Origin of the sequence: Streptomyces sp. 147326, from assembly GCF_045000215.1 — a bacterium.
GTDB lineage: Bacteria > Actinomycetota > Actinomycetes > Streptomycetales > Streptomycetaceae > Streptomyces.
The window spans coordinates 6,533,521-6,552,052 of sequence record NZ_CP134201.1 but is presented as its reverse complement, the minus strand read 5'-3'; the positions used below and the strand labels follow the sequence as shown (position 1 = coordinate 6,552,052).

At 73.8% G+C, this 18,532-nt stretch carries 18 protein-coding genes; 8 read left to right on the top strand and 10 right to left on the bottom strand.

Annotated features, from left to right (window positions below):
- The first annotated feature begins 9 nt into the window (after positions 1 to 9).
- Together RIU97_RS30075 and RIU97_RS30070 are read left to right on the top strand one after the other, a co-directional pair.
- Complete coding sequence (locus tag RIU97_RS30075; RefSeq protein WP_404960737.1) at positions 10 to 954, top strand: pseudouridine-5'-phosphate glycosidase; 945 nt, start codon at positions 10 to 12, stop codon at positions 952 to 954.
- Positions 951 to 1,895 carry a carbohydrate kinase family protein gene (locus RIU97_RS30070; protein WP_404960736.1) on the top strand — a complete coding sequence of 315 codons (945 nt, stop codon included), beginning with the start codon at positions 951 to 953 and terminating at the stop codon, positions 1,893 to 1,895. Before RIU97_RS30075 ends, RIU97_RS30070 begins: the two co-directional genes overlap by 4 nt.
- 189 nt (positions 1,896 to 2,084) lie before the next feature.
- Here RIU97_RS30070 and RIU97_RS30065 read toward each other — a convergent pair whose 3' ends face one another.
- Positions 2,085 to 2,732, bottom strand: coding sequence for a uridine kinase (locus RIU97_RS30065; RefSeq protein ID WP_404960735.1), 648 nt, complete (start codon positions 2,730 to 2,732; stop codon positions 2,085 to 2,087).
- Positions 2,733 to 2,825: 93 nt separating this feature from the next.
- On the opposite strand from RIU97_RS30065, the gene RIU97_RS30060 reads away from it, so the two are divergent.
- Entirely contained in the window at positions 2,826 to 4,280 is a 1,455-nt protein-coding gene (locus RIU97_RS30060; protein WP_404960734.1) for a WGR domain-containing protein, read from the top strand.
- Here the strand turns inward: RIU97_RS30060 and RIU97_RS30055 are convergent.
- Entirely contained in the window at positions 4,233 to 4,637 is a 405-nt protein-coding gene (locus RIU97_RS30055; RefSeq protein WP_404960733.1) for a cupin domain-containing protein, read from the bottom strand. The genes RIU97_RS30060 and RIU97_RS30055 overlap by 48 nt on opposite strands.
- A 108-nt stretch (positions 4,638 to 4,745) precedes the next feature.
- Here RIU97_RS30055 and RIU97_RS30050 point away from each other — a divergent pair, with 108 nt between their 5' ends.
- Positions 4,746 to 5,432, top strand: coding sequence for a DUF2293 domain-containing protein (locus RIU97_RS30050; RefSeq protein WP_404960732.1), 687 nt, complete (start codon positions 4,746 to 4,748; stop codon positions 5,430 to 5,432).
- Here the strand turns inward: RIU97_RS30050 and RIU97_RS30045 are convergent.
- On the bottom strand, positions 5,425 to 6,096 hold the full coding sequence (locus RIU97_RS30045) for a chaplin (RefSeq protein ID WP_404960731.1): 672 nt from the start codon (positions 6,094 to 6,096) through the stop codon (positions 5,425 to 5,427). The two genes, RIU97_RS30050 and RIU97_RS30045, sit on opposite strands and share 8 nt — an antisense overlap.
- 196 nt (positions 6,097 to 6,292) lie before the next feature.
- Between RIU97_RS30045 and RIU97_RS30040 the strand changes: the two genes are divergently transcribed.
- Positions 6,293 to 6,841 carry a hypothetical protein gene (locus RIU97_RS30040; protein ID WP_404960730.1) on the top strand — a complete coding sequence of 183 codons (549 nt, stop codon included), beginning with the start codon at positions 6,293 to 6,295 and terminating at the stop codon, positions 6,839 to 6,841.
- Here RIU97_RS30040 and RIU97_RS30035 read toward each other — a convergent pair.
- The 3 genes from RIU97_RS30035 to RIU97_RS30025 all read right to left on the bottom strand — a co-directional run bounded on the left by RIU97_RS30035 (position 6,822) and on the right by RIU97_RS30025 (position 12,348).
- Complete coding sequence (locus RIU97_RS30035) at positions 6,822 to 8,027, bottom strand: SWIM zinc finger family protein (RefSeq protein ID WP_404960729.1); 1,206 nt, start codon at positions 8,025 to 8,027, stop codon at positions 6,822 to 6,824. The two genes, RIU97_RS30040 and RIU97_RS30035, sit on opposite strands and share 20 nt — an antisense overlap.
- Positions 8,024 to 10,858 carry a DEAD/DEAH box helicase gene (locus RIU97_RS30030; protein WP_404962994.1) on the bottom strand — a complete coding sequence of 945 codons (2,835 nt, stop codon included), beginning with the start codon at positions 10,856 to 10,858 and terminating at the stop codon, positions 8,024 to 8,026. The genes RIU97_RS30035 and RIU97_RS30030 overlap by 4 nt, the downstream gene beginning before the upstream one ends.
- A 146-nt stretch (positions 10,859 to 11,004) precedes the next feature.
- Positions 11,005 to 12,348: a helix-turn-helix domain-containing protein gene (locus tag RIU97_RS30025; protein ID WP_404960728.1), complete on the bottom strand. Its 1,344-nt coding sequence runs from the start codon at positions 12,346 to 12,348 to the stop codon at positions 11,005 to 11,007.
- A 172-nt stretch (positions 12,349 to 12,520) separates the two neighbouring features.
- Here RIU97_RS30025 and RIU97_RS30020 point away from each other — a divergent pair, with 172 nt between their 5' ends.
- Positions 12,521 to 13,150, top strand: coding sequence for a hypothetical protein (locus RIU97_RS30020; RefSeq protein WP_404960727.1), 630 nt, complete (start codon positions 12,521 to 12,523; stop codon positions 13,148 to 13,150).
- A 62-nt stretch (positions 13,151 to 13,212) separates the two neighbouring features.
- Positions 13,213 to 13,473: a DUF6343 family protein gene (locus RIU97_RS30015; RefSeq protein WP_404960726.1), complete on the top strand. Its 261-nt coding sequence runs from the start codon at positions 13,213 to 13,215 to the stop codon at positions 13,471 to 13,473.
- Between the two features lie 54 nt (positions 13,474 to 13,527).
- Here RIU97_RS30015 and RIU97_RS30010 read toward each other — a convergent pair whose 3' ends face one another.
- The 4 genes from RIU97_RS30010 to rpsA all read right to left on the bottom strand — a co-directional run bounded on the left by RIU97_RS30010 (position 13,528) and on the right by rpsA (position 17,332).
- The gene (locus tag RIU97_RS30010; RefSeq protein WP_404960725.1) at positions 13,528 to 13,914 is read right to left on the bottom strand and encodes a tetratricopeptide repeat protein; all 387 of its coding nucleotides are present in this window, start codon (positions 13,912 to 13,914) and stop codon (positions 13,528 to 13,530) included.
- Between the two features lie 65 nt (positions 13,915 to 13,979).
- On the bottom strand, positions 13,980 to 14,588 hold the full coding sequence (gene coaE / locus RIU97_RS30005) for a dephospho-CoA kinase (RefSeq protein ID WP_404960724.1): 609 nt from the start codon (positions 14,586 to 14,588) through the stop codon (positions 13,980 to 13,982).
- Between the two features lie 48 nt (positions 14,589 to 14,636).
- Positions 14,637 to 15,575, bottom strand: coding sequence for a PAC2 family protein (locus RIU97_RS30000; protein WP_404960723.1), 939 nt, complete (start codon positions 15,573 to 15,575; stop codon positions 14,637 to 14,639).
- A gap of 248 nt (positions 15,576 to 15,823) precedes the next feature.
- Entirely contained in the window at positions 15,824 to 17,332 is a 1,509-nt protein-coding gene (gene rpsA / locus RIU97_RS29995; RefSeq protein ID WP_404960722.1) for a 30S ribosomal protein S1, read from the bottom strand.
- Between the two features lie 348 nt (positions 17,333 to 17,680).
- On the opposite strand from rpsA, the gene RIU97_RS29990 reads away from it, so the two are divergent.
- Complete coding sequence (locus RIU97_RS29990; RefSeq protein WP_404960721.1) at positions 17,681 to 18,529, top strand: class I SAM-dependent methyltransferase; 849 nt, start codon at positions 17,681 to 17,683, stop codon at positions 18,527 to 18,529.
- Positions 18,530 to 18,532: the final 3 nt, after the last annotated feature.

Below are 18,532 nucleotides of genomic sequence, written 5' to 3'. Positions count from 1 at the left end.
GATGGGGACATGTCACAGCACACAGCAACTGCACCCTTGTCGGGCGGACCGGTCCTGTCGGAAGAGGTGCGCGAGGCGCTCGCCCGGGGCAAGCCGGTGGTGGCCCTGGAGTCGACGATCCTCGCGCACGGCCTGCCCCGCCCCCGCAACCTGGCGGTGGGACTCGAACTGGAGGCACTGGTCCGTGCGGAAGGCGCGGTTCCGGCGACGGTGGCGGTCGTGGACGGGGTGGCGTACGCGGGCCTGGACAAGGCGCAGCTGGAGCGGATCGCGGGCGGCGACGGCGTCCGCAAGCTCGGTCACCGGGACCTGGCCCCCGCGCTGGCGACGCGGGCGACCGGGGCGACGACGGTGTCCGCGACGGCCTTCCTGGCCGCGCGGGCGGGCCTGCGGGTCTTCGCCACGGGCGGGCTGGGCGGCGTACACCGGGAGTGGACGCAGACGCAGGACGAGTCGGCGGACCTCGCGCTGCTGGCGCGGACGCGGATCACGGTGGTGTGCGCGGGGGTGAAGTCGATCCTGGACGTGCCGGGCACCCTGCAGCGGCTGGAGACGCTGGGCGTCGGGGTGCTCGGGTACGGGACCGACCGCTTCCCCGGGTTCTACCTGGCCGATTCCGGCGAGCCGGTGGACTGGACGGTGCACCGGCCCGAGGAGGTCGCTGCGGTGATGGCCGCTCAGGACGCGCTGGGCGGACCGGAGTCGGCGCTGCTGGTGGCCAATCCGGTGGCCGAGGCGGAGCAGCTGGACCCGGAACTGCACGACCGGGTGCTCGCGGAGGCGCTCGCCGAATGCCGTGAGCGGGGGATCACGGGGCAGGCGGTGACCCCGTTCCTGCTGGGGTTCCTGGTACGGGCCACCGGCGGCGCCTCACTGGAGGCCAACCTGGCGGCGGTGCGCGGCAATGTGCGGCTCGGAGCCCGGATCGCGGGGGCCTGGGCGGCACGGGCATGACCGGGGCGGGCATGACCGGGGCGGGCATGACCGGGGCGGGCATGACCGGGGCGGGAGCGCTGGTCGTCGTCGGGGACGTGGTGACGGACGTGGTGGCGATACATCCGGAGCCACTCGCTCCGGCCACGGACACCGCCGCCCGCATCCGGACCCTGCCGGGTGGCGCCGGAGCCAACGCCGCCTGCTGGGCGGCCCGTACGGGGGCCGCGGAGGTACGGCTCCTGGCGCGGGTGGGCAGCGAGTCGGCGCGGTGGCACGAACGCGCGCTGGTGGACGCCGGGGTGCGGCCGCGGCTGGTGATCGACCCGGAGGAGCCGACCGGAACGGTCGTCGCGCTGGTCGGCAAGGACGCGGAACGCACCTTCCTGACCGACAGCGGGGCCTCGCTGCGGCTGTGCCCCGCCGACTGGGCTCCCTCGCTGCTGGACGGGGCCGCCCACCTCCACCTGTCCGGTTACCTGTTCTTCGCCGACAGCAGCCGGGAGCTGGCCATGGTCGCGCTGCGGGCGGCCCGGACCCGGGGGGTGCCGGTGAGCGTGGACCCCGCCTCGGCCGGCTTCCTGCAGACCCTGGGGCCGCAGCGCTTCCTCGACGCGGTGGCCGGAGCGTGCGTACTGCTGCCCAACGAGGACGAGGCCCGGCTGCTGGCCGGACTGCCGGAGCCGGCCGGGGTGGCCCGGGCGGCGGTGGAACTCAGCAGACGGATACCCCTGGTGGTGGTCACCCTGGGCTCGGCCGGTGCGCTGGTCGCCGAACGGGGCCGGATCATCGCCGAGGTCGCCGCCGAGCCGGCCGAGGCGGTGGACTCCACGGGCGCCGGAGACGCCTTCACCGGCGGCTTCCTGGCAGCCCGCCTCCAGGGCGCGGACCCCACGGAAGCCACCCGGGCCGGCTGCCGCACGGCAGCCCTGTCGGTAACCCGCCCGGGCGGCCGCCCTTGACCACAGGCCGGGCCTGTTCCAAACCCCGCGATCCGATTCCAGCCCCGCCCGCTCATTCCAGCCCCGCCGGCGTTTGAGGCGCGGGGTCCGGGGCGGAGCCCCGATCCTTCAGCCCCGCCGGCGTTGGAGGCGCGGGGGCACGGGGGCAGCGCCCCCGCAAAGGGCACCGCACCCGCCCCCGCGCCCACGTCACCGCCCCCGAACCCCCGTCCAGGCGGGATGCCTGGAATCATCGGCCCGCACCACCACATCCGCGCCGGCCCCCGGATCCACCTCCGCCTCGTACCGCGCGAACGCCGCCACCGTCCACCGCGCCGACTCCTCCGTCCGCCGGCCCAGCGCCCCCGGCGACAGCCGGATGTGGACGCTCAGGTCGAAGGGGAACCACTGCCCCAGCAACAGCGGGCCGTGCACCAGCAGCACCCCGCCGGCCGGGAGTTCCGCGTACGGGCTGCGCGTCGCCCGGTCGGTCACCGGGTTCCACAGGTCCGGCAGCACCCGCCCGGTCCCGCCGGGATCCGTCGGGCCGAACACCTCCCGCCAGAGCGCGGCCGTGTCGTACCAGCCGTCGAGGTACGAGTCCACGTCCTGCCGGCCGTACTCGAAGCGGAGGGAGGCGGGCCGCAGGAATCCGTCGGTCGCCACCACCATCACCGCACGTCCGCGCCTGCGCAGCGCTTGCGCGAGCTCCTCCGCCAGCACGCCGGTCCCGGCGGCCGGCGCTCCGTCGATGCCCACCCGCTGCCAACTGCCCTGCCCAGGCCTGTTGTCAGGGTCGTCGAGGTGACCGGCGAGCCGCTCGGCCATCCGCTGCCATGTGATCGCTTCCCACTTCACCGGCCCATTGTCAGTGGTCGGCCTTAGCGTTTTTCACGAGGGATCACCGGCGGAAACGGAGCCGGCGGCCCGGCCTTCGGGGAGGGGTTTGTCATGGCTCGGGAGACGACGTATCTGGAGCTGTCGCAGGACGGCGGCGGGGCGCACAAGTTCTACGAGGTGACCGTGGACGGCTCGGCCGTCTCCGTGCGGTACGGACGCATCGGCGCGGACGGCCAGTTGCAGAGCTCCTCGTTCCCGACCGCCGAGAAGGCCCGGGCGGCCGCCGCGAAGAAGATCGGCGAAAAGGTCCGCAAGGGGTACGCCCCGGCCGTGCGGGGGCAGCGCGCGGCCCGGTCGGTGACCCGCCGCCAGGTGACGTCGGCTCCGTCGACGGCGCGTGCGGTGGCCCCGGTCCTGTGGCGGTTCCGCACCGGCTCCTCCGCTTTCGGCATCCACGTGGACGAGGACCGCTGCTGGGTCGGCAACCAGGCCGGTGACGTCTACACGCTGAGCCACGGCGGTGAGGTACTGGCCCGGTATTCGCTGCCGGACGGGGTGAAGTGCCTGGTGGCGGACGAGTTCTGGATATACGCGGGCTGCGACGACGGCACGGTGTACGACCTGTCGTCGAAGGTTCCCTTCGGGGCGTACGACATCGCGGAGGACGTGGACATCTTCTGGCTCGACATCCGCGAGGGCGTCCTGAACGTCTCCGACCGCAACGGCGGGCTGACGGTCATCGACCACGAGGACGAGTTCCAGTGGTCGAGGCGCTCGGCCGGCTCCAACGCCTGGATGGTCCGGGCGGATGCGGACGCCGTCTACCACGGGCACAGCAAGGGGGTGACGGCGTACGCGCCGGACGGCGGCCGGGAGCTGTGGCACACCGCGACCAACGGCTCGGTGCTGTTCGGCTGGCAGGAGGACCACGCGGTGTACGCGGGTACCGGGCGCAACACCGTGCAGCGGCTGTCGAAGGCGACGGGCGCGGTGGAGGCCACCTACCGGTGCGACGCGGCGGTGTACTCGTGCGCGACCTCGCCGGACGGAAGGCACGTCTTCGCGGGTGACCTCTCGTCCTCGGTGTACTGCTTCGACGCCGACGGGCAGCGGCTGTGGAAGCTGGGCACGGGCAGCGGGGCGGCGCTGTCCATGCAGTACCTGGACGAGCGGCTGTACCTGGTCACCACGGACGGTTCGCTGGTCTGCGTGGATGCGAGCGAGCAGGCGATCACGGCGGCCCAGCGGGGCTCGGTGCCGGCGCCGGTGGACGTGAAGTCGGCTGCGGCGCTGCCGGTGTTCACCCCGGCCGCGTCGGCCTCGGCGGTGGCGACGGTCTCGATGGCCGCGGTGGCCGCGGCGCCGGCCGGCCACGTGGTGGTGGAGTGCGTCCAGCAGGGCGGCCGGATGCGGGTGCAGGTGGTGTCGGACGGCTTCGAGCCCTCGTGGAACGTGCAGTTCCCGCGCGGGATACGGGAGCCGGGCGCCCGGTACGTGGTCGAGGCGCTGCACGCCGCCTCAGGGGGCTTCTACCGGGTCCGCGGAGAGATACGACGGCTTGTGTGAGCGGCAGGCCGCCGGCGTGGCTCCGGCCGGGGCCGGGGTGGGTATCGCGAAGGGGGTCCCCTCGGGGAGCGCGGGGGTCACGTAGAGCACGACCGGCTCGGTGCCGAGGTTGTGGCCCAGGTGGATGTGCCCGATGCCCGCGGGTTCCACGAAGGTGGTCCCGGCCCGGTGCACCTCGACGGTGCGGTCGTGCAGGATCCGGGTCAGGGTCCCCGCCAGCACCACCGCGTCCAGCCGGACCCGGTGGAAGTGCCAGCCGGTGCAGCCGCCGGGCGGGATGACGATCCTCCGGCCCGACGGGGCCCCGGCACCACGTGCCCTGCCCGGCGGTGCCGTCGTCGCCTGTCGTCCACCCATGTGTCCTCCTCCGTGGACCGACTCCCGGCCCACGGCCCCACCGTAGAAGGGGTTCCGATATCCAGGAAGAGTTGATGAAACATCAACCGCCTCTCCTCACCAGGTGATATGAGGCTCCTACGGCGGTATCACCCCTGTATGAGCCTGGTGGTGTTCGAGTCTCTGAAGCAGATCCACTGCGCCGAGTGCCGGCAGGGCCCGCTCCGGCACCTCGTGCGCGAGGCGGGCGTGCCGCGCTGCCTGGACTGCGCGGATCTCGGGCACCTCGTCTACCTCCCGCGGGGCGACGCCGCGCTCACCCGCCGTTCCCGCGAGGCCAGTCCGCTCTCCGCCGTGGTCGTCCGCTTCAACAAGCGGCGCCGCCGGTACGAGCGCCAGGGGCTCCTCGTCGAGGATGCCGCTCTGGCCCGCGCGGAGCGCGCCTGCCTCGCGGACGCCGAGGCACGGGCGCGCCGCCGGGAGCGCGACCGGCTGCGCCGCGCGGCCGAGGACACCCGGTTCACGGCGGCCTTCGCCGCCGAGATAGTGCGGCTGTTCCCCGGATGTCCGGCCGACCGGGCGGTGGCGATCGCCACGCACGCCTCGGTGCGCGGCAGCGGCCGGGTGGGCCGCACCGCGGCCGGCCGGGCCCTCGACGAGTTGGCGGTCTCGGTCGCGGTACGGGCGGCGGTGCGGCACACCGACACCGAGTACGACGCCCTGCTGATGGCGGGCGTCCCCCGGTTCGCGGCCCGGGCCCGGCTGGCCACGCGGATCGACGCCATCCTCGACGGATGGCGTTCCGTGCCTAGTTAAGTCGGAAGCGGCGGTAGAGGAGGACACCGCCGAGCAGGAGCGCTCCGCTCCCGGGCAGCAGGTATCCGAGGCCGCCGGCTCCGGTGTGGGCGAGGGCCTCGATGTGCCGCGGCGGTGCGGGCGGGGTGACCGGCCGTTCGGCGACGGGCGGTACGGCGACGGGCGGTACGGCGACGGGCGGTACGGCGACGGGCGGTACGGCGACGGGCGGTACGGTGACGGGCGGCTGGGCGGGCTTGCCACCGGTGGGCTCCTCGCCGTTGACGGAGGTGTTGCCGTGCGAGGAGTTGCCGACGCCGACCACGCTCACGGAGTTGCCGCTGAGGTTCAGCGGAAGCTCTACGGGAAGCTGCAGGCCGTTGCCGGACAGCACCCCCGGCGAATCCTTTTCGCGCCCTTCTGCCACGGCACCTCCGCCGTTTCCGGCTCCCGGTTTCGACGTGTGCGAGGACCCCGGCCCGGAGTGCCCGCCACCGCCTCCCGGTGTCTGATTGGTGCAGCGGTTCCCGGCGGCCGAGTTGAGCACGCCGACCACGCTCACGGTGTTCCCGCAGAGGTTGACCGGGACGTGCACCGGCAGTTGCACCAAATTCCCGGACAGCAGCCCCGGCGAGCGCTCGGCCCGCCCGCCCGCGTCCGCATCGGCGTAGGCGAATCCGCTCACGCCCGCGACCGCCAGCCCACCTCCCGCAACCACCGCCGCGATGACGCCATTTCGACGACTGTGACGCATCAGTTTCCCTGCCTTCCGGAGGATTCAGCGGGCGCTTCACCCGCACCGGAGATAACGCCGTAAACCCATTCGGGTTATAGAGCCGAAAGACATTTCACTCCATCGTGTACTGGGTAGTGCCTACTTCATGACCGATCGCCCGCTGCTCCTCCTCGACGTGGACGGACCGCTCAATCCGTTCCGTTCGCCCCTCGCCGGTCTGCGCGGCTACCGGAGCCACCGGATGCGGCCGGACGTCTGGCTCTCCTACCGCGACCCGGCGTCGCGCAGCGCCCGGCGCGGCGCGCGGGTCCGCCTCCACCCGTCCCACGGGGCCCGGCTGCTGGCCCTCCCCTTCGAGCTCGCCTGGGCCACCGCCTGGACGCACCAGGCCAACACGCTGATCGCCCCGCACATCGGACTGCCCGGGGACCTGTCCGTCGTCGAATGGCCGGAACTCTTCGTCGAGGACCCCGACGGCCTCTCCTGGAAGACCCGCCACCTCCTCGACTGGGCCGCGGGCCGGCCCTTCGCCTGGGTCGACGACATGATCAACCCCCGCGACCGCGCCTGGGTCGCCGCCCACTACCCGGCCCCGGCCCTCCTCCTGCGCATCCACCCCCGCCACGGCCTGCGCGACCGCGACTTCACCACCTTGACCCGCTGGGCCGCCGGGCTCAGCCCAGCAGAGCGGTGACCGGGTCCGTGGAGGGGCGGCCCGTGGGCCACCAGTCCTCGTCGTCCGGGCGGGACTCGTAGGCGTACCAGAGGGCGTCACGGCCGAGGCGGAGCTGGCGGGTGCGGCCGGTGAGGCGGTTGCGGTCGGGGCGGAAGGAACCCTGGGCGGCGGCCAGCAGCACCGGGCGGGCCCGGTCGAAGGGGCCCGCCGGCGGATCCCAGGGCTCTTCGAGCGCGGCCAGTGCCGGGCGGCCGCCCTGGCGCCACGCGGCGGCGGCCCGGGCGAGGTCGGTGGTGGTGCGGCCGGTGGCGCGGGCCAGGTCGCGGTAGAGGGCGCGGGCCGAGCCGGTGAGCCCGGCCGTGGGGTGCGCGGACGCCAGCCGGACGGCGTCGTGCCAGAGGCTGAGCCCGGCGATCGGGTCCTCGCCGGTGGTGAGGAGGGCGAGGGCGCGGGCGGCCGCGTCGCAGGCGAGCTGGTCGAGGGCCAGCGGGTCCGGGGCCGCCGGATCGGCCGGGTAGGCGGGCGGGAGGCCCGCGGCGGCGGGCGCCGGAAGCGGCGCGGGCAGCAGCGGCAGGCTGGTGCGGGCGAGCGCGGCCCGGGCCGGGACTCCGGGGAAGTCCGGTGCCGTGTCGGGCTGTTCGCGCGCGGCGTGGGCGGCGTTGCGGCGGGTGAGCTCATCGTGGAGCTCCCGCTCCCCCCGGCCGCGCAGGAGCAGCAGGACGAAGGGGTCCTCGTCGAGGAGGCGGGCCGCCCGGTAGCAGAGGGCCGCCGCGTGCTTGCACGGCGGACGTCCGAAGTCCGGGCAGGAGCAGTGCGGGACGAGCTCGCCCGCACCCGGCAGGACGCTCTGCGCGAGCGACTGCGGAACCTCCCGCTCCAGGAGCGCGGCGAGCGCCGCGGGGTCGGCCGCGACCGTCTCCAGGAGCTCGTTCCACTCCGGGTCCGCGAAGGCGGGCAGGGTCAGCTCGGTGCGGTACGGGCGGGGCCGGCTGCCCCGGACGTACGCCACGATCCGGCCGGGGGTGACGGTCACCGCGTCGACGTGCCCCTCCGCGGCGTACGCACGGCCGCGGGCCAGGCGGCCCGTGTCGTGGGAGACCCCTTCCAGCGCCGTCACCCAGGCCCGGCCCCACCAGCTCACCGCCTCGGCCCCCGCGGGCACGGTCTCGAAGGTGCGGCGGCGGTCGTCCCGCGCGGTGATCATGCGGGCCTCCGCAGGGAGACGAGGTCGGCCAGCTCGCGGTCGGTCAGCTCGGTCAGCGCCGATTCGCCCGAGCCGAGGACGGCGTCGGCCAGCGCCCGCTTCGCCTCCAGCATCTCGGCGATGCGGTCCTCTACGGTGCCTTCGGCGATGATCCGGTGCACCTGTACGGGCTGGGTCTGGCCGATGCGGTAGGCGCGGTCGGTGGCCTGCTCCTCGACGGCCGGGTTCCACCAGCGGTCGAAGTGGATGACATGGCCGGCCCGGGTGAGGTTCAGCCCCGTGCCCGCGGCCTTCAGGGACAGCAGGAAGACGGGGACCTCGCCCGCCTGGAAACGGTCGACGAGCTCCTCCCGGCGCGGCACCGGGGTCCCCCCGTGCAGCAGTTGGTGGGAGATTCCCCGGGCCGACAGGTGCCGTTCGATCAGGCGGGCCATCGTCACGTACTGGGTGAAGACCAGCACGGAGCCGCCCTCGGCCAGGATCGTGTCCAGCAGCTCGTCCAGCAGGGCGAGCTTGCCCGAGCGGTGCCCGATCCTGGGCTGCTCCTCCTTGAGGTACTGCGCCGGGTGGTTGCAGATCTGTTTGAGGGAGGCCAGCAGCTTCATGATCATGCCGCGTCGTTCCATGCCCTCGCTCGACTCGATCACGGCCATCGCCTCGTCCACGGCGGCCTGGTAGAGCGAGGCCTGCTCCCGGGTGAGGGAGACGGGGTGGTCGGTCTCCGTCTTCGGCGGCAGCTCGGGCGCGATGCCGGGGTCGGACTTCTTGCGGCGCAGCAGGAACGGCCGTACGAGCGCGGACAGCCGGGCGACCGCCGCCTCGTTGCCGCCGTCCTCCTCCGTCTGGTGCTCCACCGGGCGTGCGTGGCGGGCCCGGAAGGCGGTGAGCGGCCCCAGCAGGCCCGGCGTGGTCCAGTCGAGCAGCGCCCACAGCTCGGAGAGGTTGTTCTCGACGGGGGTGCCGGTCAGCGCCACCCGGGCCGGCGCCGGCACCGTGCGCAGCGCCTTCGCGGTCGCCGAATGCGGGTTCTTGACGTGCTGCGCCTCATCGGCGACGACCATGCCCCAGCGCTGCTGCGCCAGCAGGGCGGCGCTGGCGCGCATCGTGCCGTACGTGGTGAGCACGAACCCGCCCTCGCAGGACGTCAGGTCCTCGGTGCTGCGGCCGCCTCCGTGGAAGCGGCGCACGGGTGTGCCGGGGGCGAACTTCTCGATCTCCCGCTGCCAGTTGCCCAGGAGGGACGCGGGACACACCACGAGCGTCGGCTCGGGCCGGTCCCGGTGCAGGTGCAGCGCGATCAGGGTGACGGTCTTGCCCAGACCCATGTCGTCGGCGAGGCAGCCGCCGAGGCCGAGGGAGGTCATCAGGTCCAGCCAGGCCAGGCCGCGGGCCTGGTAGTCGCGCAGGGTGGCCTTGAGGGCGGCGGGCTGCGGGAGCGGGGCCAGCTCCCCCGTCAGCCGCTCCCGCAGGGCGGCCAGTGCCCCCACCGGCACCGCCTCGACCGGCTCGCCGTCGACCTCGGCCGTCCCCGACAGCGCGGCGGCCAGCGCGTCCACCGGGTCCAGCACGCCCAGTTCCCGCTTGCGCGCCTTGCGCACCAGCTCCGGGTCCACCCTCACCCACTGGTCCCGCAGCCGTACGACGGGCCGGTGGGCCTGTGCCAGCGCGTCCATCTCCCCCGGGGTGAGCCGGTCGCCGCCCAGCGCCAGTTCCCAGGAGAAGGCGAAGAGGTGTTCGGCGTCGAAGAAGGCGGTGCCGTCGGTCGCGGAACCGGGCGCGGTGGACCGTACGACGGCGGTCGCGGACAGCGTACGGGCCAGCTCGCGCGGCCAGTGGACCAGGACCCCGGCGGCCGCCAGCCGGCTCGCGGCCACCCCCAGCAGGTCCTCGAGCTCCGGGTCGGACAGGGCGAGGGAATCGGGAACGGGCTGGTCCAGCAGCCGCAGCAGGGGCGGCCAGACCCGCGCGGCCCGGCGCAGCGCGAGCACGGCGTCGATCCGGGCGCGGGGGCCGAACCCGGCGGCCGCGGTGCCCGCCCACAACTGCCCGGCATCGGTGACCAGGGTCGGATCGGCGAGGCTGTGCACCTGGACGACGGCGGCCCCGGCGCGCCGGACGTCCTCGCCCTCGGCTTCGTCGAAGAGGCGGAAGGAGGACAGGTCGAGCCGCAGCGAGACGCCGACCCCGGCGTCGGCTCCGGCCGCGACCTGCGCGGCCCAGTCCTGTATCCCCGGCACCCGCTGCGCCTCCCGCGCGGCGAACGGCCGGCCGGCGGCCACGGCCGCGGCCGGCGTCCGGGGCAGGCTGTCGGCGACGGCGTCGAGGAACGCGCGGACCAGCACCTCCGGTTCGGGCAGCTGGAGCGGACGGCGGCCGGGCAGGGGGGTCGCGTACCCCTCGTGCGGCAGGGCCGCGGCGACCGCGCGCAGGTGGTCGATGTCGGCGGCGTCGAGCGGCCCGGCGCGCCAGGCGTCCACCCCCTCGGGGGTGAGCCCGGGGAGCAGCCGGCCGCGGGCGGCCAGGGTGAGCGCCTGTATGGCGGCGGTCCCCCAGGCGCGGCTGGCGGGGTGCGCGGCGGGGCTGCGGGGCGCCCGCGCGAGCAGGGGCAGGGCGGCGGCGACGGAGAAGGTCACGGCGGGCACGGTCCGGCTGCGGACGCCGTCGCCGTGCGGGCGTACGACGGTGAGCGGCGTCGGCGTGCCCCCCTCGGGCAGGGCGTCCCCCTCGGGCGCCCAGAAGGCGACCCGCCCCTGGCGGGGGACGGCGGCGGGCAGGAAGACGGCGGCGTGGCGCAGCAGCGCGGAAGCCGGCGCGGATGCCTGCGCCGGCAGTTGCGGCTGCGCCGGTGGCTGCGGCTGCGGCTGCGTTGTCACGGTGCCCCCTCCCCCGTCTCACCCGTCGATCTGCCTGCGGATCTGCTGATCCGCTCTGCCGACGAGTCTAGGCGCGGCCACCGACAACGCCCCTGACCTGCGGATCACCGCCCCCAGCGACCCTGCTCCGCCGCGTACCCGTACACCGGCCGGCCGGGGGCCGCGCTCGTGCGCAGCGGCCGCCCGTCGTCGTCGATGCGGAGGGTTCCCGAGCCGGACGGCGCGGACCACCGGAGGTCGAGGGACCAGTCGCAGTCGCAGCCCGTGGCGACCGCCTCCACCCGCAGGACGACCGGTTCGGCCGCCGAGACGCGCATCGGGAAGGCGGGGGCCGGCAGCGTGCCCCCGGCGTCGTTCCCGGCGACCGGGCGGGCCAGCGGGCGCGGCGCGTCCAGATTGACGGCGAAGACGGCCGGGGTGAGTGCCCCGCCGCAGCCCTGCGACATCTGGTAGACGTTCCAGGCCGGCGGGGTACGGCGGCCTGACACGCGGACCTGCAGGTCCTCCAGGACCACGGCGCCCGCGCCCGTCCCGTGCAGGGTGACCTCCACGATCTGCTTCCCGGCGTGCACGGCGCGCTGCGCCGACGCCCAGGCGGGCGCGTCCGCCTCCACGGGCGGTGGCGGCACCGATCCCGGACCCCGCTCGGCCAGGTAGGCGTGATCACAGCCCGCGGTCCACACGTGCGACCGGACCGCCGCCCTCAGGGGCGCTGCCGGAGCCCCGGGCGGAGCCGGGACCGGCGGTGAGGCCGAGGGCGGGTGGACGGACGCCGGACCCGAACCGCCGGCCGGAGGCGAGGTTTCCGGTGCGTTCGTGGTCCCCGGTGCCGGCGCCGGCGCGGACGCCGTTCCGGAAGCGCCTGCGGATGCCGCGGGCGCCGTCGTGCCCGCGTCGGGCCCACTCCCCGTGCCCGTCGTCCCCGTCCAGGCTCCGGCCCGCGGCGCCCGGGGCTCGGGGCCGGCCGCCGCGAGCAGGGCCACGGCCACCGCGCCCGCCGCCACCCCCGCGGCGGTGACCACGGCCGCCCGCCTCCGGTACCAGGGCCTGCCGCCCGCAGGCTCCGCGACGACGGCCGGCTCCCCCACGACGACGACGGCGGGCTCCGACCCCGGCCCCGACTCGGCCTCCGACTCAGGCTCCGACTCGGGCTCCGACTCCGGCTCCGACTTCGCCCCCGGCCCCGGCTCCGGTGGCGCCCCCGCGCGCCGCCGCGCGTCCGCCAGCAGCCACGCCCGGTGCAGGTCCACCGCCTCCCCCGGCGATGCCCCGCAGGCCCGTGCGAAGCGGTCCACCACCGCGAACTCCGCCGGCAGCGCATCCCCGTTGCAGTAGCGGTGCAAGGTCGACGTACTCGTGTGCAGGCGGCGCGCCAGGGCCCCGTAACTCAGCCCCCCGCGCTCCTTCAGCTCCCGCATCAGCCGCGCGAAATTCTCGGCCTCGCTCACCGCGTTCCCCCGTCCAGCGTCCCGTGACTGCGTTCCATGCCTGAGGTGTTCCCCCAGGTGACAGTGCGTACGGCCGTTCCAGCGTCCCGAATTCGCCCCAAACCGTGGCCGGCCGGGCGGCCCGGGGAACAGGATCGTCAGGCATACCGAACCACTCACGGGGAGACCGTTCATGTTCCGACGCACCGACACCGTCGCCACCCTCGCCACCGCGCTCGTCGCGGCGGCGACCGCCTTCGTCCTCACCACCTCGGCCTCCGCCGCGGCCGCCACCGCGACGCCCGTCCCGCCCGGCTTCCTGGCCGGCGCAGACCTGCCGCCGCACCCCGGCTCGGCCTGGTACCCGGGCAAGGTCACCAAGGGGCTGCCCGAGTTCGCGCCGTTCTGCCTGGACGGCGTGCTTCCCGCGGCGGGCAGCTGGCACCGCGCCTTCGGCACCGAGTTCGACACCGGCGCCGTGCAGGTCTCCGTACGGTCCTCCTCGGCCTCCGCCGCCGCCGAGCTCGTCGGCACGCTGGAGCGCCAGGTCGCGGCCTGCGCCGCCGACTGGCTGCGGACGACCCCGGGCGGTACCGCCTCCTGGGAGGACTACGGAACGCTCCCCGTCGAGGAGGGCGCGCACGTCTACGGGGTCCACACCTCGGTCCCCGACTCGGAGCCGGGCGTGCACCTCTACGGGATCGGGCGCGACGGCTCCACCGTGACCGTCGTGAAGTGGGGGGAGATGGGCAACCTGTCCCAGGCCCCGGTCGCCGCGTTCAAGAAGACGACCACGACGGCCGTGAACAAGCTCAACCCGTAGCCGGGCCACGTCCCGGCCGCCGGCCGGCCGGAGTGGGACCATGGACATGAGAGGCGATGACCATGCGTTCCGGAAATGAGCCGGTGACCGCGCGCAGTCCGCTGCGACTGCGGTTCTGGCTGGGTGTCTGGGGGCTGATCTGGGCCGCCGCCGGGACGGCCGCCTTCGCGCTGGCGGGCCGTCCCGGATGGGCGGCCGCCTGCGGGGCCCTGGCGGTCATCGTGGCCGTGGACCTGGCCATGATCGTGCGCCACATCCGGCAGGGGCCGCACTACCAGCCGGGCCGGGACATCCCGCCGTACGAGCCGCCCCGCGGCCGGTGAACCGGCGGCCGACGGGTCGTCGGCGGGTGGGCGGTCGGCCGGTGGGCGGTCGGCTCAGGCCTGGTCCTCGAAACGGGCCGCCGCCAGGTACTCCGGCTGCGGGTCGAGGGCGGCGGCCAGGCGGAAGTGCTTGCGCGCCTGCTCGGGCCGGCCCGCGCGCTCATGGGTACGGGCCAGCGCGAAGTGGGCGAAGGCGTTGTCCGGCTCCCGCTCCAGCACCAGCTCGAACTCCAGCTCCGCCGGACGCAGTTGGGCAGCGGCGAAGAAGGCCCGGGCCCGCAGCAGCCGCGCCGCCGTGTTCTCCGGGTGGGCCGCTATGACCGAGTCGAGCAGCTTGACCGCGCCGCGCGGGTCGCGTGCGGCCAGCAGATGCTCGGCGGCCCGGTAGTCGATGACGTGGGTCTCCGGGCTGGACGGCGTGGGGCGCGTGGTCTCGGACACGTCGAAATCCTTCCCTCTACGAGCGCGTTCAACGCCCCCACCACGGCCGGTATTCCATGCACACGTCAGGCGGTGGCGTCGGCGGCCCGCGCCGTGAGCTCCTCCCACACCTTGCGCACCTGCGGCTCCAGCGCCTCCAGGGGCCCGTCGTTGTCGATCACGAGGGTCGCCACCGCGAGCCGCTGCTCCCGCGCGGCCTGCGCGGCCATCCGGGCCCGCGCCTCCTCCTCGGCCATCCCGCGCAGCGCCGTCAGCCGCGCCAGCTGCGTCGCCGGCGCCGCGTCCACCACGACCACCAGGTCGTAGAGCGGCGCCAGGCCGTTCTCCGCGAGCAGCGGCACGTCGTGCACCACGATCGCGTCGGCGCCCGCGGCGGCCTCCAGCTCGGCCGACCGGGCCCCGACCAGCGGGTGCACGATCGCGTTCAGCGTCTGGAGCTTCGCCGGGTCCGAGAACACGATGGACCCGAGCTTCGGTCGGTCCAGCACCCCGTCGGCGGTCAGCACCGACTCCCCGAAGGCCGCCACGACGGCCGCGAGCCCCGGCGTACCGGGCTCCACGACCTCGCGCGCGATCCGATCGGCGTCGACGACGATCGCCCCGTACCCCGCCAGCAGTCGCGAAACCTCGCTCTTGCCGGCACCGATTCCGCCCGTCAGGCCCACTTTCAGCATGCCCGCAGCCTAGACCCCGCCACCGGCGCCCCTACAGCCCCGTCGGCGTCAGTTCTCGCCCTCGCGCTCCGCCAGGAACCGCTCGAACTCGCGCCCGATCTCGTCCGCCGACGGAATCTCCGCGGGCTCGGCGATCATGTTGCCCCGGGTCTCGGCTCCGGCGGCCGCGTCGTACTGGTGCTCCAGCCCCTGCACCAGGCTGACCAGCTCCTCGTCGCCCTCCCGGATCTGCCGGTCGATCTCCGTCTGCGTGCGGTGCGCCTCGGTCCGCAGCGCGTGCGCCACGGCCGGCAGGACCAGCCCGGTCGCCGCCGTGATCGCCTCCAGCACCGTCAGCGCGGCGTCCGGGTACGGGGAGCGCGCGACGTAGTGCGGTACGTGCGCGGCGACGCCCAGCACGTCGTGCCCGGCCTGAGCCAGGCGGAACTCCACGAGGGACTCCGCGCTGCCCGGGACCTGCGCCTCGTCGAAGGGGCTGCGGTGGCCGGGCATGAGGTCGGTCCGGTTGCCGTGCGGGGTGATGCCCACGGGACGGGTGTGCGGAACGCCCATCGGGATGCCGTGGAAGTTGACCGAGAGCCGGACCCCGAGGCGTTCGACGATCTGCCGGACGGCGACGGAGAAGCGCTCCCACTCCACGTCCGGCTCCGGGCCGGACAGCAGCAGGAAGGGGGCTCCGGTGGCGTCCTGGACCAGCCGGACCTCCAGCCGGGGCTCCTCGAACTCCGTCCAGTGGTCGCGCTGGAAGGTCAGCAGCGGGCGGCGTGCCCGGTAGTCCACCAGCCGGTCCGCGTCGAACCGGGCGACCACCTGGTGGGGCAGGGTGTCCAGCAGCCGCTCGACGATCTGCTCGCCGGCCTCACCCGCGTCGATGTACCCCTCGAAGTGGTACAGCATGACCAGCCCGGCCGAGTCCTGGGCGACCGCCAGGTCGGCCACCGCCAGGCCCTTGGCATCCCATTCGTACAAACCCTGTGGATCAAGCACCGCCACCACTCCTCCTCGCCGCGTTCTCTGCCAAGAACGTCCAAGACCGCGCCACCATTCCCCAGTTGGCCGCATTCACGGGACCGCAACGGATCAACGGCGGTCCAACGGCGGTCCAAGGGGGTCCAACCGCGCTGCGGCAGCGCCCCCGCGGCGAAACGCGGTGAGGCCCGCCCCCCGAAGGGGACGGGCCTCACCGTTCAACTCAACTCAGCTCTGCTCACACCGGAGTGTGATGCGCGCTGCGATCAGCTCTGGCCGCCGGCAAGCTTCTCGCGGAGCGCGGCCAGGGCCTCGTCCGACGCCAGGGCGCCGGAGGTCTCGTCCGACTCCGAGGAGTACGAACCACCCGAGATGCCCGCACCGGCGTTGCCACCGGCGGCCGGGGCGGCAGCGCCCTCGGCAGCAGCGGCCTCGTCGGCCTCGCGGCTCTTGATGACCTGGGCCTGGTGCTGCTCGAAGCGCTGCTGCGCCTCGGCGTACTGGGTCTCCCAGGCCTCGCGCTGCTTCTCGTAGCCCTCGAGCCAGTCGTTGGTCTCGGGGTCGAAGCCCTCGGGGTAGATGTAGTTGCCCTGGTCGTCGTAGGACGCGGCCATGCCGTACAGGGTCGGGTCGAACTCGACCGACGCCGGGTCGGTACCGAAGGACTCGTTGGCCTGCTTCAGCGACAGCGAGATCCGGCGACGCTCGAGGTCGATGTCGATGACCTTGACGAAGATCTCGTCGTTGACCTGGACGACCTGCTCCGGGATCTCCACGTGGCGCTCGGCCAGCTCGGAGATGTGGACCAGACCCTCGATGCCCTCGTCCACGCGGACGAACGCACCGAACGGAACCAGCTTGGTGACCTTACCCGGGACGACCTGACCGATCTGGTGGGTCCGGGCGAACTGCTGCCACGGGTCCTCCTGCGTCGCCTTCAGCGACAGGGAGACGCGCTCGCGGTCCATGTCAACGTCGAGAACCTCGACGGTGACCTCCTGGCCGACCTCGACAACCTCGGACGGGTGGTCGATGTGCTTCCAGGACAGCTCGGAGACGTGCACGAGACCGTCGACGCCACCCAGGTCCACGAAGGCACCGAAGTTGACGATCGAGGAGACGACGCCGGAGCGGACCTGACCCTTCTGCAGGGTGGTGAGGAACGTCTGGCGAACCTCGGACTGGGTCTGCTCGAGCCAGGCGCGGCGCGACAGAACCACGTTGTTGCGGTTCTTGTCGAGCTCGATGATCTTCGCCTCGAGCTCCTTGCCCACGTAGGGCTGGAGGTCGCGGACGCGACGCATCTCGACGAGAGAGGCCGGCAGGAAGCCGCGGAGGCCGATGTCGAGGATGAGACCACCCTTGACGACCTCGATGACGGTACCGGTGACGATGCCGTCTTCTTCCTTGATCTTCTCGATGGTGCCCCAGGCACGCTCGTACTGAGCGCGCTTCTTCGAGAGGATCAGGCGGCCTTCCTTGTCCTCCTTCTGGAGGACCAGGGCCTCGATCTCGTCGCCGACCTTGACGACCTCGTTCGGGTCGACGTCGTGCTTGATCGAGAGCTCGCGGCTCGGGATGACGCCTTCGGTCTTGTAACCGATGTCGAGGAGAACCTCGTCCCGGTCAACCTTGACGATGACGCCGTCGACGATGTCGCCATCGTTGAAGTACTTGATCGTCTCGTCGATCGCCGCGAGGAACGCGTCCGCGTCGCCGATGTCGTTGACCGCAACCTGCGGAGTGGTGGCGGTGGTCTCGGTGCTGCTCGTCATGTGGGAAAGGGCTCCGGTTACGGACAGAAGTCGTAGGTACTGCTACGCCGGGAGCCCTTATCGGCATCTGCCGAAGCCGGACAGCCATGGAGACCCCCGTTCCGAAACGCGGCGGGGCCTCGAAAACCGAGGGGACATCAACAGATACAAGCGCAGCCTGCTAGGTCTGAGGAGCACAGGCTCGCAGCGCAACTTGTAGCATACGGGGGCGGCCGGACAGGGTCAATGCGCGAAGGCGCACACCCCGGGCGGATCACCGCACAACCGGCACAATTCTTGGGCCGGAGCGCCTTCCTGACGCTTCCTGCCACTTTCTGAAGACATTCGCAGACTACGACGACGGGCCCCATGAACCAAGAGGACTACGCCTCCGAAGACGCGCACGAAGCCGATCCGGGCTCCGTGGAAGACGCCGAGGCCACACGGCGTGACGCGGGGGAAGCGGAGAGCAGCCGGGCGAGCCGTGGCTGGTGGGACCGCAACGCCGACGAGTACCAGAGCGAGCACGGCGCCTTCCTCGGCGACGACCGCTTCGTATGGGGACCGGAAGGACTGGACGAGGCGGAGGCGGCCCTCCTCGGACCCGCCGGCTCCCTCAAGGGCAAGGACGTCCTGGAGATCGGCGCCGGCGCCGCCCAGTGCTCGCGCTGGCTGGCCGCGCAGGGCGCCCGCTCCGTGGCCCTCGACCTCTCCCACCGCCAGCTCCAGCACGCCCTGCGCATCGGCGACGACGTGCCCCTGGTCGAGGCCGACGCCGGAAGGCTCCCCTTCCGCGACGGCTCCTTCGACCTCGCCTGCTCCGCCTACGGCGCCGTCCCCTTCGTCGCCGACCCGGTCAACGTCATGCGCGAGGTGCACCGCGTCCTGCGCCCCGGCGGCCGCTGGGTCTTCTCCGTCACCCACCCCATCCGCTGGGCCTTCCCCGACGAGCCCGGCCCCGAGGGGCTGTCCGTCGCCGCCTCCTACTTCGACCGGACCCCGTACGTGGAGCAGGACGAGCAGGGGCGCGCGGTGTACGTCGAGCACCACCGCACCCTCGGCGACCGGGTCCGCGACGTGGTGGCGGGCGGCTTCCGCCTGGTCGACCTGGTCGAGCCGGAGTGGCCCGAGTGGAACGGCCAGGAGTGGGGCGGCTGGTCCCCGCTGCGCGGCAGCCTGATCCCGGGCACCGCGATCTTCGTGTGCGAGAGGGCCTGATCC

What these genes read in the sequence shown, in the direction of transcription:
- RIU97_RS30040 (WP_404960730.1), top strand. Translation starts at nt 6,293, where the DNA reads ATGACCGATCGCCCGCTGCTCCTCCTCGACGTGGACGGACCGCTCAAT.
- rpsA (WP_404960722.1), bottom strand. Translation starts at nt 17,332, where the DNA reads ATGACGAGCAGCACCGAGACCACCGCCACCACTCCGCAGGTTGCGGTC.
- RIU97_RS30060 (WP_404960734.1), top strand. Translation starts at nt 2,826, where the DNA reads ATGGCTCGGGAGACGACGTATCTGGAGCTGTCGCAGGACGGCGGCGGG.
- RIU97_RS30070 (WP_404960736.1), top strand. Translation starts at nt 951, where the DNA reads ATGACCGGGGCGGGCATGACCGGGGCGGGCATGACCGGGGCGGGCATG.
- RIU97_RS30050 (WP_404960732.1), top strand. Translation starts at nt 4,746, where the DNA reads ATGAGGCTCCTACGGCGGTATCACCCCTGTATGAGCCTGGTGGTGTTC.
- coaE (WP_404960724.1), bottom strand. Translation starts at nt 14,588, where the DNA reads ATGCTGAAAGTGGGCCTGACGGGCGGAATCGGTGCCGGCAAGAGCGAG.
- RIU97_RS29990 (WP_404960721.1), top strand. Translation starts at nt 17,681, where the DNA reads ATGAACCAAGAGGACTACGCCTCCGAAGACGCGCACGAAGCCGATCCG.
- RIU97_RS30075 (WP_404960737.1), top strand. Translation starts at nt 10, where the DNA reads ATGTCACAGCACACAGCAACTGCACCCTTGTCGGGCGGACCGGTCCTG.
- RIU97_RS30035 (WP_404960729.1), bottom strand. Translation starts at nt 8,027, where the DNA reads ATGATCACCGCGCGGGACGACCGCCGCCGCACCTTCGAGACCGTGCCC.
- RIU97_RS30020 (WP_404960727.1), top strand. Translation starts at nt 12,521, where the DNA reads ATGTTCCGACGCACCGACACCGTCGCCACCCTCGCCACCGCGCTCGTC.
- RIU97_RS30055 (WP_404960733.1), bottom strand. Translation starts at nt 4,637, where the DNA reads ATGGGTGGACGACAGGCGACGACGGCACCGCCGGGCAGGGCACGTGGT.
- RIU97_RS30015 (WP_404960726.1), top strand. Translation starts at nt 13,213, where the DNA reads ATGCGTTCCGGAAATGAGCCGGTGACCGCGCGCAGTCCGCTGCGACTG.